This window comes from Bradyrhizobium sp. SSBR45G (assembly GCF_030159255.1).
Taxonomy (GTDB): domain Bacteria; phylum Pseudomonadota; class Alphaproteobacteria; order Rhizobiales; family Xanthobacteraceae; genus Bradyrhizobium.
Genome location: NZ_BSCT01000001.1, coordinates 174,462 through 188,292 on the forward strand (window position 1 = coordinate 174,462; position 13,831 = coordinate 188,292).

9 protein-coding genes are annotated in these 13,831 nt (G+C 66.2%); 5 read left to right on the forward strand and 4 right to left on the reverse strand.

Going from position 1 to position 13,831, the window contains the following annotated elements; all coding sequences use genetic code 11:
* Window positions 1–466 precede the first annotated feature (466 nt).
* On the forward strand, window positions 467–4,156 hold the full coding sequence (locus QQL87_RS00830; RefSeq protein WP_284416267.1) for a YhdP family protein: 3,690 nt from the start codon (window positions 467–469) through the stop codon (window positions 4,154–4,156).
* A gap of 15 nt (window positions 4,157–4,171) precedes the next feature.
* Here the strand turns inward: QQL87_RS00830 and QQL87_RS00835 are convergent, their stop codons facing one another.
* Together QQL87_RS00835 and tyrS are read right to left on the reverse strand one after the other, a co-directional pair.
* A complete protein-coding gene (locus QQL87_RS00835; protein WP_284416266.1) occupies window positions 4,172–5,437 on the reverse strand; it encodes an MFS transporter in 1,266 nt (421 codons plus the stop codon).
* Window positions 5,438–5,493: 56 nt separating this feature from the next.
* A complete protein-coding gene (gene tyrS, locus QQL87_RS00840; protein ID WP_284416265.1) occupies window positions 5,494–6,747 on the reverse strand; it encodes a tyrosine--tRNA ligase in 1,254 nt (417 codons plus the stop codon).
* 197 nt (window positions 6,748–6,944) lie between these two features.
* Between tyrS and QQL87_RS00845 the strand changes: the two genes are divergently transcribed.
* Window positions 6,945–8,048, forward strand: coding sequence for an anhydro-N-acetylmuramic acid kinase (locus QQL87_RS00845; RefSeq protein WP_284416264.1), 1,104 nt, complete (start codon window positions 6,945–6,947; stop codon window positions 8,046–8,048).
* Window positions 8,049–8,129: 81 nt separating this feature from the next.
* Window positions 8,130–8,807: a glutathione S-transferase family protein gene (locus QQL87_RS00850; RefSeq protein ID WP_284416263.1), complete on the forward strand. Its 678-nt coding sequence runs from the start codon at window positions 8,130–8,132 to the stop codon at window positions 8,805–8,807.
* Between the two features lie 288 nt (window positions 8,808–9,095).
* Here the strand turns inward: QQL87_RS00850 and QQL87_RS00855 are convergent, their stop codons facing one another.
* A complete protein-coding gene (locus QQL87_RS00855) occupies window positions 9,096–9,743 on the reverse strand; it encodes an alpha/beta hydrolase (protein WP_231323698.1) in 648 nt (215 codons plus the stop codon).
* Window positions 9,744–10,020: 277 nt separating this feature from the next.
* The gene (locus tag QQL87_RS00860; RefSeq protein WP_284416262.1) at window positions 10,021–10,914 is read right to left on the reverse strand and encodes a LytTR family DNA-binding domain-containing protein; all 894 of its coding nucleotides are present in this window, start codon (window positions 10,912–10,914) and stop codon (window positions 10,021–10,023) included.
* 127 nt (window positions 10,915–11,041) lie between these two features.
* On the opposite strand from QQL87_RS00860, the gene QQL87_RS00865 reads away from it, so the two are divergent.
* Together QQL87_RS00865 and sufB are read left to right on the forward strand one after the other, a co-directional pair.
* The gene (locus QQL87_RS00865) at window positions 11,042–12,205 is read left to right on the forward strand and encodes a cysteine desulfurase family protein (protein WP_284416261.1); all 1,164 of its coding nucleotides are present in this window, start codon (window positions 11,042–11,044) and stop codon (window positions 12,203–12,205) included.
* A gap of 84 nt (window positions 12,206–12,289) precedes the next feature.
* Entirely contained in the window at window positions 12,290–13,786 is a 1,497-nt protein-coding gene (gene sufB, locus QQL87_RS00870) for a Fe-S cluster assembly protein SufB (RefSeq protein ID WP_284416260.1), read from the forward strand.
* Window positions 13,787–13,831 lie beyond the last annotated feature (45 nt).

Here is a 13,831-nt window from a genome sequence, read left to right on the forward strand (position 1 = left end):
CTATCCCGGTTCTTGTCCGGTGTCCCGGGATCGATCTGCATCCGTGCCTCGGCGCGTCGGAGGTGATGCCTCTTGCGACGCTCGGGAGATCACGGGTACCAGCAAGCATGAGTACCAGCGCCATGACGACTCTCGTACCGTCTCCGGATCAGATGACCCCGCGACAAATTACGGTCGGCCCCGGAAGGGCGTCGGCCCGCCGGCACGATTGGGTGGGCAAAGCCGAGGGCGCCGGGGTATAGTGGATGCGCTTCGTGCTTCGTCCGGCCCGCCATGCGGCTGCGACGGCAACAGGCGGTTTTGACGGCGTCCGCTCGCGCGCGGCGGCAAGAGAGACGGGGGCGCGGGCCATGCCGGCGAGCCAGCGGCGCGCTCCGTGAACGGGCGGGGCCACACCGGCGACCAACCTGGCCGAGGCCAGTTTGGCAGGACCATATCGGACACCAGCGGCCAGCACCGAGAGGCAATGGCAAGACAGACATCACCCCAGCGGCCCTATCTGCAAGCGGACACCCAGGGCCAACATTGGGATGACGCCGATTGGCACGCGACTGAGCCGTCCGAGGACGCAGCCGAGCACGACGAGGCGGCCGAACAGCGCGCGCGTCGGCTGTTGCTGAGATCCGATTCGGAGCTGCGCGCCGCGACGCATCCGCAGCGCTCGGGTGGCCGGCTGGTGCGGCGCTGCGTCGTCTCGCTCGTGCTGCTGGTGCTGATTCTGGCGGTCGGCTTCGGCGGGCTGTGGCTGCGACTCGGTGTCGGCCCGATCAGCCTCGATCTGGCGACGCCATGGCTCGCGGCCGCGATCGAGGACAATATCGGCCACGGCAACACCGTCGAGGTCGGCGGCACCCAGATCGAGCGCGCCGGCCGGATCCGGGTCGCGGTCCGGATTCGTGACATCGTGGTGCGCGACCAGGACCGCGCCATCGTCGCCAGCGCGCCCAAGGCCGAGGTCCGGCTGTCCGGGGCCGCGCTGCTGATGGGCCAGCTGCGTGCCGAGAGTCTCAAGCTGGTCGACGCCGAGCTCGCGATCCGGATCACGCCCGACGGCACCGTCACCGTTTCCGCCGGCGAGACCGCCAAGCCGCTGGCGACCGGTGTCGCCTCCAAGCGCGATGCCGGCCTGCCGCCGACCTTCCCGCGCCAGGGCCAGGCGTCCACGTCCGCGCCCGCTGCGCCTCCGGCGATGTCGCCACAGGCCGCGCCTGCCAGCGCGCCGCCGGCCGCTCCGGCAGCCGCCCAGAATGGCCTGCTGGCGGGGCTCGACTGGCTCGACAGCCTGAGCCTGACCGGGCTCGACGGCCAGAACCTGAACGAGATCGGCCTGAAGAACGGCGTGCTGGTCGTCGATGACCAGCAGCGCGGCAACAAATGGACGTTCGAGAACATCAGCCTCAGCCTGCGCCGGCCATCCGGCGGCGGCGTCGCGCTCAGCCTCGGCGAGGAGGGCGCCAAGCCGTGGCTGCTGCGGGTCCTGGTCGGGCCGCCGGCCAACGGCGTGCGCACCATCGACATCAAGGCCGACAAGGTCTCGACCAGCAACATCCTGCTGGCGCTGCGGCTCAAGGATCTGACCTACATGGCGGACCTGCCGATCACCGGCGAGGTCAAGGGCGAGCTCGGCCGCGACGGGCTGCCGACCTATCTGCGCGGCAAGCTCAACATCGGCGCCGGCAACATCATCGACACCGATACGCCCGACTATCCGATGGCGATCGACTCTGCCGAGATCAACATGGAGTGGGACTCCACCCGTCGCGCGCTGATCGCGCCGTTCAAGGTGATCTCGGGCGCCAACCGCATCACGCTGAACGCCAATCTGGAGCCGCCGAACGACGGCGTGACCGACTGGCGGCTCGGCCTCAGCGGCGGCACGATCCTGCTCGGCGCGATCGCCGGCGATCCGCCGCTGATCTTCAACCGGATCTCGATCAACGTCCGTTTCGATACCGACGGCAAGCGGGTGCTGCTCACCCAGGCCGAAGTGTCCAACGGCGAGATCGGCGTCGCCGGCACCGGCAGCGTCGAATATGCCGGCGAGCCACGGCTGAAGCTCGGCTTCGCCGCAACGCCGATGCCGGCGCTCGCCATGAAGCGGATCTGGCCGGCGCTGATCGTGCCGGAGGTGCGGGCCTGGATCATCGAGCGGATCGAGCGCGGCTCGGTGCAGCGCATGGACATCGCGGTCAACTCGCCGACCCGCAACCTGCCGCGCAAGGGGCCGCCGATTCCCGACGACGGTCTCGACGTCAACATCATCGCCAACAACGTCACCGTGCATCCGGTCGACGGCCTGCCGTCGGTGCGCGATGCCGACATGAAGGTGCACGTCACGGGCCGCACCGCGACCGTGACGATCGGGCAGGGCGTCGCCGACACGCCGGCGGGCCGCAAGCTCAACTTCTCGGACGTCGTGTTCGAGGTGCCGGACATGGCGCCGAAGCCATCGCCGTCGCGGGTGCGGATGCGCGTCGATGGCCCGGTCGCCGCTGCCGCCGAGGTCCTGTCCTCCGACCGGCTGAACGATCTCTCCTCGATGCCGATCGACCCCAACCAGACCAAGGGCACGTTCCAGGCCAGCGTCAATCTGGCGATGCCGGTCAAGGGCGAGCTGACCAAGGCCGACACCAGCTACACGGTGACCGCGGATCTCAACGGCTTTGCCGCGGACAGGCTGGTGATGAACCAGAAGCTCGAGGCCAATACGCTGAAGATCGTGGCCAACGCCGCCGGCTATCAGGTCAAGGGCGACGTCAAGATCAACGGCCAGCCGGCGGCGCTCGACTATCGCAAGCCCGCCGAGGGCGATGCCGACATCAAAATGCAGGCGACGCTGGACGACGAGAGCCGCGCGCGATTGGGCATGGATCTCGGCGCCGCCGTCACCGGAAAGATTCCGCTCAAACTCAACGGCAAGATCGCGGGCTCCAGCGATCGCGACAGCCGCATCGGCGTCGAGGCCGACCTGACCCAACTGAAGCTGGACAACCTGTTGCCGGGCTGGATGAAGGCGCAGGGCAAGGCGGCAAAGGCGACGTTCAACGTGGTCGCGAAGCCGCAATCAACCCGCTTCGAGGACATCAGCATCGAGGGCGGCGGCGCTTCGATCAAGGGCTCGCTGGAGGTCGACCAGAACGGCGATCTGATGAATGCGAACTTCCCGACCTATTCGCCGTCGGACGGCGACAAGACGCAGCTCAAGGCCGAACGTGGCCAGGACGGCGTGCTGAAGCTGTCGATGCGCGGCGACGTGTTCGACGGCCGCGGATTTCTCAAATCGGCGATCTCAGGCAGCAAGGACAGCGACAAGGGCAAGGGCAAATCCAACGTCGACTTTGATGCCGAGGTCAAGCTCGGCGCGGTGGCAGGGTTCAACAGCGAGTCGATGCGCAGCGTGGACGTAAAGGTCTCGCGGCGCGGCGGCGTGTTCAAGAGCTTCAACTTGGCCGGTAAGATCGGCCGCGACACGCCCGTCACCGCGGATCTTCGTGTCGGCCGCGATGCGTCCGCTGCGGAGCAGCGCAGCGGACGGCGACAGGGCCGCGAGGTCGTCCTTCTCGCAACCGACGACGCCGGCGCCTTCCTCAACTTCACCGACACGTACACGAAGGTGATTGGCGGCCAGCTCGAGCTGGCCGTAGAGCCGCCGACGGCTGATTCCGCGCCAAAGGAAGGGCTCGTCAACATGCGCAATTTCAGCGTCAAGGGCGAGCCGGCGCTGGATCGTGCTCTCGCCGGCGGAGGGGGCACTGGCAACCAAGGCGTTGGCTTCACGGTGGCTCGCGCCGAGTTCACCCGGCAGCCCGGACTGCTGTCGGTCCGCGACGGAACGATTCAGGGGCCTGCGATCTGCCTGACGATCGAGGGCAACATCGATTACAATGTGAGCCAGGTCCGCATGAATGGGACCATGATCCCAGCCTGCGGGCTGAACAACATTCCCGGCCAGATTCCCTTGATTGGCCTGCTGCTGGGCAATGGCAATCGCGAGGGCGTGTTCGGCGTCACCTTCGAAGTGGTCGGCACGCCCGGCAAGCCGGTGGTGCGCGTCAATCCGGTCTCCGCGATCGTGCCCGGCGTGTTCAGAAACATCTTCCAGTTCAACACCGGAAAGCAGCCCTATCCGCCGGCAGAGATTGCGCCCAATAACTGAGCTCGCGCAGCCGTCTCAGCGCCGCAACGCCGGCACCACCAGGAACGGGATCATGCCGATGACGACGCTGACCAGCGCGAGCCCGATCACGGCGTCATAACCGTGGGTGAGATCGTGGATCACGCCGCCGCTCCATGATCCCAGCGCCGAGCCGAGGCCGCTGCCGAACGTGATCGTGCCGTAGATCGTGCCGAGCCGCTTGCCGCGGAAGATCTTCATCGCGGTTGCCGACAACAGCGGTCCGCGCGAGCCGATCATGCTGCCGAAGCAGACGACGAAGCCGATGAGCAGAAAGATGTTCGGCCAGAATTGCAGCGCCCACAGCATGAGGATTCCCGCGATCGACACCGCGTAGGAGAACAGCACCGACCGCCGCCGGCCGATCAGCCCGTCGAGCCAGGAGACCCCGAGCATGCCGAACAGCAGCACGACGCCCGAGAAGCCCCAGGCGGTCGCCGCCTGCAGCGGCGGAAAGCCGGCATCGATCAGATAGGCGACGACCTGCGGCGCGATCGCATACATGCCGATGGCGGTGAAAAAGAAGGTCGCAAACAGCGCCCAGAAGGCGTGGTGGCGCAGCGCCCGCGCCAGGGTCCAGGCATCGTCGGCGAGCTCATCAGCGAGCGGCTTCGTGACATGGGGTGCACCGGCGGCGAACAGCCGCCAGGGCAGCAGCGCCAGCGGCACCAGCAGGATGAACGCAGCGGCGCCGAATGACTGATAGGCGCTGCGCCAGCCGATGGCGTCGATCAGCAGCTGCGAGCCCGGCAGCAGCATCAGGACGCCGGCGCCGGTGGCCGAATAGATCACCGCCATCGCGGTCGGAAGCCGCGCGCCGAACCAGCGTCCCAACAGGATCGAGTTGGGGACATTGCCGATCAGCGCGATGCCGATGCCGACGCACAGGCCGACGCTGAGCTGGAATTGCCACAGCGCCTGCGCATGCGCCGCCGAGGTGAACGCCGCGCCCAGCAGCGCCAGGCCGAGTGCATAGACCACGCGTGGGCCGGAATGATCGAACAGCCGCCCGATGACAGGCGCGGCGAGACCGCCGGCCAGCGCCGTCAGCGAATAGATCGAGACCACCTCGGCGCGGTCCCAGCCAAAGCTGTCGGAGATCGGTTTGAGAAAGACGGTGAAGCTTTCGCCGAGCCCGCGGCCGAGCACGGAGAGCGCAAAGCACAGACCAAGCACGACACCAGCCGTGCGCGCCGCCTTCGGTGGCGGGTCGGTCGGCGTCTCTTCGGCTTGCGCTGGCTCTTGCGGCGCGCTGATCGTCATGGCCGCCAGGGAGCGCTTTCCGGCGCGCCCTGACAAGCAGGCAAAACCGAATGCCCCTATGCAGGCCTGACCAGCACGTGCCGCTTCTTGCCGAGCGACAGCTTGATCACGCCCTCGCTGGTCAGCTCCGCAGCCGTCAGCGCCATCTTCTCGTCGGTGACAGCGACGTCGTTGACGCGCAGGCCGCCGCCCTTGATCTGCCGCCGCGCCTCGCCGTTGGAGGCGACGAGGCCGGCCTTGACGAAGGCGTTGAGCACGCCGAGGCCGGCGTCGAGCTCGGCCTTGCTCACCTCGACGGTGGGCAGGTTCTCGGCGATCGCGCCTTCCTCAAAGGTGCGGCGCGCGGTCTCGGCGGCTGTGCGCGCAGCCTCTTCGCCGTGCAGCAAGGTGGTGGCCGCATCCGCCAGCGCCTTCTTGGCCTCGTTGATCTCGGCGCCCTGGAGCGCGCCGAGCTTCTCGATCTCGGACAGCGGCAGCGTCGTGAACAGCTTGAGGAACTTGACGACGTCGGCGTCCTCGGTGTTGCGCCAGTACTGCCAGAAATCATACGGGCTGCACTGGTCGGCGTTGAGCCAGATCGCGCCCTGCGCGGTCTTGCCCATCTTGGCGCCGGAGGCGGTGGTCAGCAGCGGCGTGGTCAGCGCGAACAGCTGCTCGGTGCCCATGCGGCGGCCGAGCTCGACGCCGTTGACGATGTTGCCCCACTGGTCGGAGCCGCCCATCTGCAGCCGGCAGCCGGTGCGCCGCGCCAGCTCGACGAAGTCGTAGGCCTGGCAGACCATGTAGTTGAACTCGATGAAGCTCATCTCCTGCTCGCGCTCGAGCCGGAGTTTCACCGAGTCCATGGTCAGCATGCGGTTGACCGAGAAGTGCCGGCCGATGTCGCGCAGCATCTCGATCCAGTTCAGCTTGGTCAGCCAGTCGGCGTTGTCGAGCATGATGGCGTCGGTCGCGCCGTCACCATAACGCAGCACCTTGGCGAACACGCCGCGGATCGACGCCTTGTTGGCCTCGATCTCGTCGACCGTGCGCATCGCGCGGGTCTCGTCCTTGCCGGAGGGGTCGCCGACCATGGTGGTGCCGCCGCCCATCAGGGTGATCGGCTTGTTCCCGGTCTGCTGCAGCCAGTGCAGCATCATCATGGTCAGGAAGTTGCCGATGTGCAGCGAGCGTGCGGTGCAGTCGTAGCCGACATAGGCGGTCGCCTGGCCCTTGGCGGCGAGCGCATCCAGGCCCTCGAAATCCGAGCACTGATGGATGAAGCCGCGGCTCTGCAGCACGTTCAGGAAGTCAGACTTGAAGCCGGTCATTGTCGGGCGACTCTGAGCATTTGTTTACGGTATTGGCCGCTTGTCGCAGCCGGGCACGGACCGGCGGCTGCCGCAGCTCCGAGCGTTGTGGCATTATAAGATGCGCCCGGCTTGTACAAGGTCATGTACAAGACGAAGGCAGGACCTCAAATCAGCCGCACTTCCAGGCGAGGCCAGGATTTTCAGGTTCAACTGCAATGATTCTGACCGCACTTGGCCTCATGAGTGGCACCTCGCTCGATGGGGTGGACGTGGCCTTGATCGAGACCGACGGGCGGCAGATCAAGAGGCTCGGCCCGTCCGGCTACCGGCCCTATGGCGCCGCCGAGCGCAGCCTGCTGCGCGAGGCGCTGGCGGATGCGCTGCAGATCGAGCGCCGCGAGGCGCGTCCGGGGCGGGTCCGCGACGCGGAGCAGGCCGTGACGCTGGCGCATGCCGAGGCGATCGCGGCGTTCCTGGCCCAGCATCGGCTCAAGCCTGAGGACATCGACATCATCGGCTTCCACGGCCAGACCGTGCTGCACCGGCCGGAGCGGCGGCTGACCGTGCAGATCGGCGATGCCGGCGCGCTGGCCAAGGCCGTCCACATCCCGGTCATGCATGATTTCCGCGCTGCCGATGTCGATTTCGGCGGGCAGGGCGCGCCGTTCGTGCCGGTCTATCACCGCGCGCTGGCGCAGTCGCTGTCGCGCGAGGGGCCGATCGCCGTGGTCAATATCGGCGGCGTCTCCAACATCACCTATATCGACGGCGACGACGTGCTGATCGCCTGCGACACTGGTCCGGGCAATGCACTGCTCGACGATTTCATGCACCGCACGACCGGCCAGGCGTTCGATCAGGACGGCCGGGTGGCCGAGCAGGGCGCGCCGGACGAGGCGTGGATTGCGGGTGCGCTGGCGCTGCCGTTCTTTGCGCTGCCGCCGCCGAAATCGCTCGACCGCAACGATTTCGCGGCCCTCAAGCTGGGCGAGATGTCACCGGCCGACGGGGCTGCGACCTTGACCGCGTTCACGGCCGCCGCGATCGCCCGCATCGTGCCGCTGCTTCCGAAGCCGCCGGCGAGCTGGATCGTGTGCGGCGGCGGCGCCCGCAACCACACCATGATGCGGATGCTGCGCGAGCGCGTGGCGCCCGCCAGCGTCGAGTCGGCGGACGCGCTGGGCTGGTCGGCCGACGCCATCGAGGCCCAGGCGTTCGGCTTCCTCGCGGTGCGCGGCATGAAGGGCCTGCCGCTGAGCTACCCGACCACCACGGGCGTGCCATTCCCGATGACCGGCGGGGTGATCGCGCGTCCCTGATCGATGCAATTGCATGGACCTTGACAGATTGATGCAAGTGCATCTAGTTTGATGCATCTGCATCAAACTGCCGAGGATGTCATGTCGCCCTCCCTGAAGCTGATCAGCCACAAGCTCTGCCCCTATGTGCAACGCGCGGTCATTGCGCTGACCGAGAAGGGCGTCGCGTTCGAGCGGATCGACATCGATCTCGCCAACAAGCCCGACTGGTTCCTGAAGCTGTCGCCGCTCGGCAAGGTGCCGGTGCTGGTGGTGCCGACGGCGCAAGGCGAGGTGGCGCTGTTCGAGAGCAACGTGATCTGCGAGTACATCGAGGACACGCAAGGCGGCGCGAAGCTTCATCCGGCGGACGCGCTGGCGCGTGCGCAGCACCGCGCGTGGATGGAGTTCGGCTCGGCAATCCTTGGCGATCTCTGGGGACTGGAGACGACGCAGGATGGTCAGGTGTTCGCCGCCAAGCGCGAGACGCTGACGGCGAAGTTTGCCCGCGTTGAGGAGGCGTTAGGCGAGGGGCCATACTTCGCCGGCGCGCAGTTCAGCCTGGTCGACGCGGTGTTCGCGCCGATCTTCCGCTATTTCGATGTGTTCGATGAATATGGTGATCTCGGCATCTTCGCCGGAACGCCGAAGCTTCGCGCCTGGCGCGATCAGCTCGCGCAGCGGCCGAGCGTGCGGACGGCCGTCAGCGCCGACTATCCGGATCTGCTGCGCGCGTTTCTCGCGCGGCATGATGCGCATCTGTTGAAGCAGGCGGCGTAGCCAGAACGTCGAGTTTGCGGAAGAGCCGTGCGATACAGCGCCCTCTCCCCTTGCGGGAGAGGGCATCGCAGCCCTATCCACATACGCGGTTGGGTGAGGGGTATCTCTCCCCGAACGAAGCCTGCGGAGAGATACCCCTCACCCAAGCGAACTCGCCGCGCTTTTCTACATGCCCTCTCCCGCAAGGGGAGAGGGCGCATTCATGTGCGCCACGTCTCACGTCTAACGATCAATCACCGCGAAGCGAAGCATAGGCCTCGCGTTATTACTCAGCAACAACGCTTCAGCTCACCTCACATTGGCGAGGCGCATGTCCAGATAGGCCGTGATGGTTTCCATCAGCGGCTCGAGCTTGCTGTCGAAGAAGTGGTTGGCGCCGGGGATGATCTGCTGATCGATCACGATGCCCTTCTGCGTCTTCAGCTTCTCGACCAGCGTATTGACGTCCTTCGGCGGCACCACCGCATCCTTCTCGCCATGGACGATGAGGCCGGAGGACGGGCACGGTGCGAGGAACGAGAAGTCGTAGAGGTTGGCGGGCGGGGCGATCGAGATGAAGCCCTCGACCTCCGGGCGGCGCATCAGCAGCTGCATGCCGATCCAGGCGCCGAACGAGAAGCCGGCGACCCAGCAGGCGCGCGCTTCCGGGTTGATGGTCTGCGCCCAGTCGAGCGCGGAGGCTGCATCCGACAGCTCGCCGGTGCCGTGGTCGAACGAGCCCTGGCTGCGGCCGACGCCGCGGAAATTGAAGCGCAGCACCGAGAAGCCGCGATGCGCGAAGGCGTAGTAGCACTGGTACACGATCTGGTGGTTCATCGTGCCATGGAACTGCGGATGCGGATGCAGGATCATCGCGATCGGCGCGTTCTTCTGCTTGGCCGGATGGTAACGGCCCTCGAGGCGGCCCGCCGGACCGTTGAAGATGACTTCAGGCATCAAAGAATCCTTGGCAGAGCATCGACCGACTTCGTCCGTGCTTCATCTGGCGCCTCGCCGACGATATCAGCAGGAAAAGTGGTGATCGAGCGCCTTCCGTTCGCTTGGACGGAGCAGCGCTGGCGTGGCTGGAAGTTGGCCTTCTAGCATGGAGCGCAGGGCAAAAAGCAAGGATTTTCAACGCCTGGCAAATGAGAGAACGGCCCGCGCGCGATGTCCTCCGCGCGGCGCGCGCGCACCCCGGAGATTGCCGCGATCGCTCGAGATGTCGGTGCAGCTAGTTGAAAACCTTGGAATTTTCTTTTTCCGCTGGAGCGACCATGCGGGGCGGGGGCGTTGTCCGCTCCACCTGCGCAACCGCGCCGCGAAAGCGGCGGCTGCCCTGAACCGTCTTCCCGGTGTCGAAGGTCAGTCCGAAGTCACCCGATGGGAGCGGCGACAGCGCGGTCACCCTGGCCATGTTGGCCAACTTGCTGCGGTGGATGCGGACCAGGCCCAATGGGGCCAGGTCGGTCTCGGTCGCTGACAGCGTGCCGCGGACAAGGTGCTGCCTGCCGTCGGCCATGGTGTATTCGACGTAGTTGCCGGCGGACGAGACCCATAGGATGTCGGCCGGCACGATCCGGAGTCGGCTTGCGCCATCACGCAGCCAGAGAGCCGCCGGAGCATGGCCGCCGCCGGGTTCGCTGGCTGCCAAGGCATGGGCCGTTGCACGATAGCCATCGTAGAGCCAGAGCGTCGTGCTGATCAGCAGCGCGGTCATGACGTCCTTGCGAAACTCGTACAGGATCGTTGGCCACGAGAGGCCGAAATCATAGCTGCCGCCGCCGGCCCACAGCAGGAGCTTGCGCAACACCACCATGCCCAGGATGTGGAACGCCGAGAAGACGACGAGGGCCGCTGCGGCGAGCGCGGCATGACGCATCGCAAATGACGACGAGCGGATCGATCGGATGGTTGCCACCAGCAGCGGCGTCAGCAGGATGATGAACAGGATGCTCGTCATCTCGTACGTCAGCGGCTTTGCGAGATCGTAGGCTGCGCCCCGCCTGACGGCGTCATGGGCCGATGAAAAGGCATTGATGACGCCGACACCGACCGACAACGCGGCTGTCGTCGCATAGAAGACCCGATCGCGCGGACGCAGGATCAGACCCGTCATCTTGTTCATGGGACCGCCCCTCACCATCTCCATTCGGCGCGCGACAATACCACCATGCCGGGCGGGAGGCCGCATCACCAATCGCCGGCGCGGACGTGCGGTGGCTGTCCGTTGCCCGGCTTGATATGAACGGGCCATGGCCGACAGGATCTACCTCGATTGGAACGCGACGACACCGCTGCGCCCGGAGGCGCGCGCGGCGATGGTCGTCGCCATGGATCTGGTCGGAAATCCCTCGTCGGTTCATGCCGAAGGCCGCAGGGCGCGGCGGGTGATGGAGGATGCGCGCGAGGTGATCGCCCGCGGGCTGGGCGCGGTCGCCCGGCGCGTCGTGTTCACCTCCGGAGGGACCGAGGCCAATGTGCTGGCTCTCAGCCCGGGGCTGAAGGCGCCGGCCGGGCCGGTCGAGCGTCTGCTGGTGTCGGCGGTCGAGCATGCCTCTGTGCTGGCGGGAGGTCGCTTCGCGCCGGCTGCCGTGCTGACGATTCCCGTTGGTCCGTCGGGCGTGGTCGATCTCGGCCGCCTCGAAGCGCTGCTGGCCGGCGGGCCGCCGGCGCTGGTCTCCGTGATGGCCGCCAACAACGAGACCGGGGTGCTTCAACCAGTCTCTGACGTGGCTGAGATCGTGCGCCGCGCGGGTGGCCTGTTGCATGTCGATGCGATCCAGGCGTTCGGTAAAATACCAATTGATATCAAGCAGATGGGCGCCGACCTTGTGGCTGTGTCTGCACACAAGATCGGCGGTCCCAAGGGGATTGGCGCGCTGGTGCTCGGGGCCGGTGTCGAGGAATTGGTCCCGCTGCTGCGTGGTGGCGGCCAGGAACGCGGGCGGCGGGCTGGAACCGAGAATGTGGTCGGGATCGCCGGCTACGGTGCCGCGGCGGGGGCTGCGCTGGCGGCTCTGGAGGCGGATCTGGCCCGGGTCACGGCGCTGCGGGAGCGGCTGGAAGCCGGTCTTTGTCGGACGCCCGGTGTGACGGTATTTTCGTCGGATACGGCCCGGCTGCCCAATACCACGCTGTTCACGGCCCCCGGGATGAAGGCCGAAACCGCCGTCATCGGCTTCGATCTCGAAGGTATTGCGGTATCGTCCGGGTCGGCCTGCTCCTCCGGCAAGGTGCAGCCGTCGCATGTGCTGGAGGCCATGGGCGTGAGTTCCGCCGCGGCCCAGGGAGCGGTGCGGCTCAGTCTGGGCTGGTCCACGACCGAGGCGGAGGTGGATCGCTGTCTCGAGGCTTGGCGAAAGCTGTCCTTGACCCTACTTAAAGGACGTGACGAAACAGCGCTTGAGCGATTCTAAGGGCGTGATTTCGTCTGGGAAACGTCGTAAGACGGTTCCGTAAGATGTCCACCGCGGTCCTTGAAACCGCGAGCGGAGGATGGAATGCCAGCCGTACAAGAGACGGTCGACCGCGTCAGGCGGATCGACGTCGACCAATATCGTTATGGGTTCGAGACCGTCATCGAATCCGAGAAGGCTCCCAAGGGGCTTTCCGAGGACACGATCCGTTACATCTCGGGCAAGAAGAACGAGCCCGACTGGATGCTGCAATGGCGCCTGGAGGCCTATCGCCGCTGGCTGACCATGCAGGAGCCGACCTGGGCGCGTGTCGACTATCCGAAGATCGATTTCCAGGATCTCTACTACTATTCAGCGCCGAAGCCGAAGAAGCAGCTCTCCTCGATCGACGAGATCGATCCGGAGATCCTGAAGACCTATGAGAAGCTCGGCATTCCCTTGCGCGAGGTCGCGATCCTCGAGGGCGTCGAGCCCGTGCCAGGCGCCGGCAGCCCCGAGACCCGCAAGATCGCGGTCGACGCCGTGTTCGATTCGGTATCGGTGGCGACCACGTTCAAGGAGGAGCTGAAGAAGGCCGGCGTGATCTTCATGCCGATCTCGGAAGCCATCCGCGAGCATCCCGAGCTGGTGCAGAAGTATCTCGGCACGGTCGTGCCAACCTCGGACAATTTCTACGCGACCTTGAACTCGGCGGTGTTCTCCGACGGCTCGTTCGTCTACGTGCCGCCGGGCGTGCGCTGCCCGATGGAGCTGTCGACCTATTTCCGTATCAACGAGCGCAACACCGGCCAGTTCGAGCGCACGCTGATCATCGCCGACAAAGGCGCCTACGTGTCCTATCTCGAAGGCTGCACGGCGCCGCAGCGGGACGAGAACCAGCTGCACGCGGCGGTCGTCGAGCTGGTCGCGCATGACGATGCCGAGATCAAGTACTCGACGGTGCAGAACTGGTACCCGGGCAATTCGGAAGGTGTCGGCGGCATCTACAATTTCGTCACCAAGCGTGGCGACTGCCGTGGCAACAATTCCAAGATCTCCTGGACCCAGGTCGAGACCGGATCGGCGATCACCTGGAAATATCCGAGCTGCATCCTGCGCGGCGACAATTCGCGTGGCGAGTTCTACTCGATCGCGATCTCGAACGGCTATCAGCAGGTCGACTCAGGGACCAAGATGATCCATCTCGGCAAGAACACGACGAGCCGGATCATCTCGAAGGGCATCGCCGCGGGCCGCTCGCAGAACACCTATCGCGGCTTGGTGACGGCGCATCGCAAGGCGACGAACGCGCGCAACTTCACCGCCTGCGATTCGCTGCTGATCGGCGACAAATGCGGCGCGCACACCGTGCCCTATATCGAGGCCAAGAACTCCTCGGCCACCTTCGAGCACGAGGCGACGACGTCCAAGATCTCCGAGGACGTGCTGTTCTACTGCGTCCAGCGCGGCCTCTCCCAAGAGGAAGCGGTCGGGCTCGTCGTCAACGGCTTCGTCAAGGACGTGCTGCAGCAGCTGCCGATGGAGTTCGCGGTCGAGGCGCAGAAGCTGATCTCGATCAGCCTCGAAGGTTCAGTCGGCTGAGGCCACACCGGGCGGGCCCGCAACGCGGCCCCGCTCGTGCTGACA

Coding starts and splice junctions, on each gene's coding strand:
- tyrS (WP_284416265.1), bottom strand. CDS start 6,747: ATGACCGGCTTCAAGTCTGACTTCCTGAACGTGCTGCAGAGCCGCGGC.
- QQL87_RS00845 (WP_284416264.1), top strand. CDS start 6,945: ATGATTCTGACCGCACTTGGCCTCATGAGTGGCACCTCGCTCGATGGG.
- QQL87_RS00860 (WP_284416262.1), bottom strand. CDS start 10,914: ATGAACAAGATGACGGGTCTGATCCTGCGTCCGCGCGATCGGGTCTTC.
- QQL87_RS00865 (WP_284416261.1), top strand. CDS start 11,042: ATGGCCGACAGGATCTACCTCGATTGGAACGCGACGACACCGCTGCGC.
- sufB (WP_284416260.1), top strand. CDS start 12,290: ATGCCAGCCGTACAAGAGACGGTCGACCGCGTCAGGCGGATCGACGTC.
- QQL87_RS00850 (WP_284416263.1), top strand. CDS start 8,130: ATGTCGCCCTCCCTGAAGCTGATCAGCCACAAGCTCTGCCCCTATGTG.
- QQL87_RS00835 (WP_284416266.1), bottom strand. CDS start 5,437: ATGACGATCAGCGCGCCGCAAGAGCCAGCGCAAGCCGAAGAGACGCCG.
- QQL87_RS00830 (WP_284416267.1), top strand. CDS start 467: ATGGCAAGACAGACATCACCCCAGCGGCCCTATCTGCAAGCGGACACC.
- QQL87_RS00855 (WP_231323698.1), bottom strand. CDS start 9,743: ATGCCTGAAGTCATCTTCAACGGTCCGGCGGGCCGCCTCGAGGGCCGT.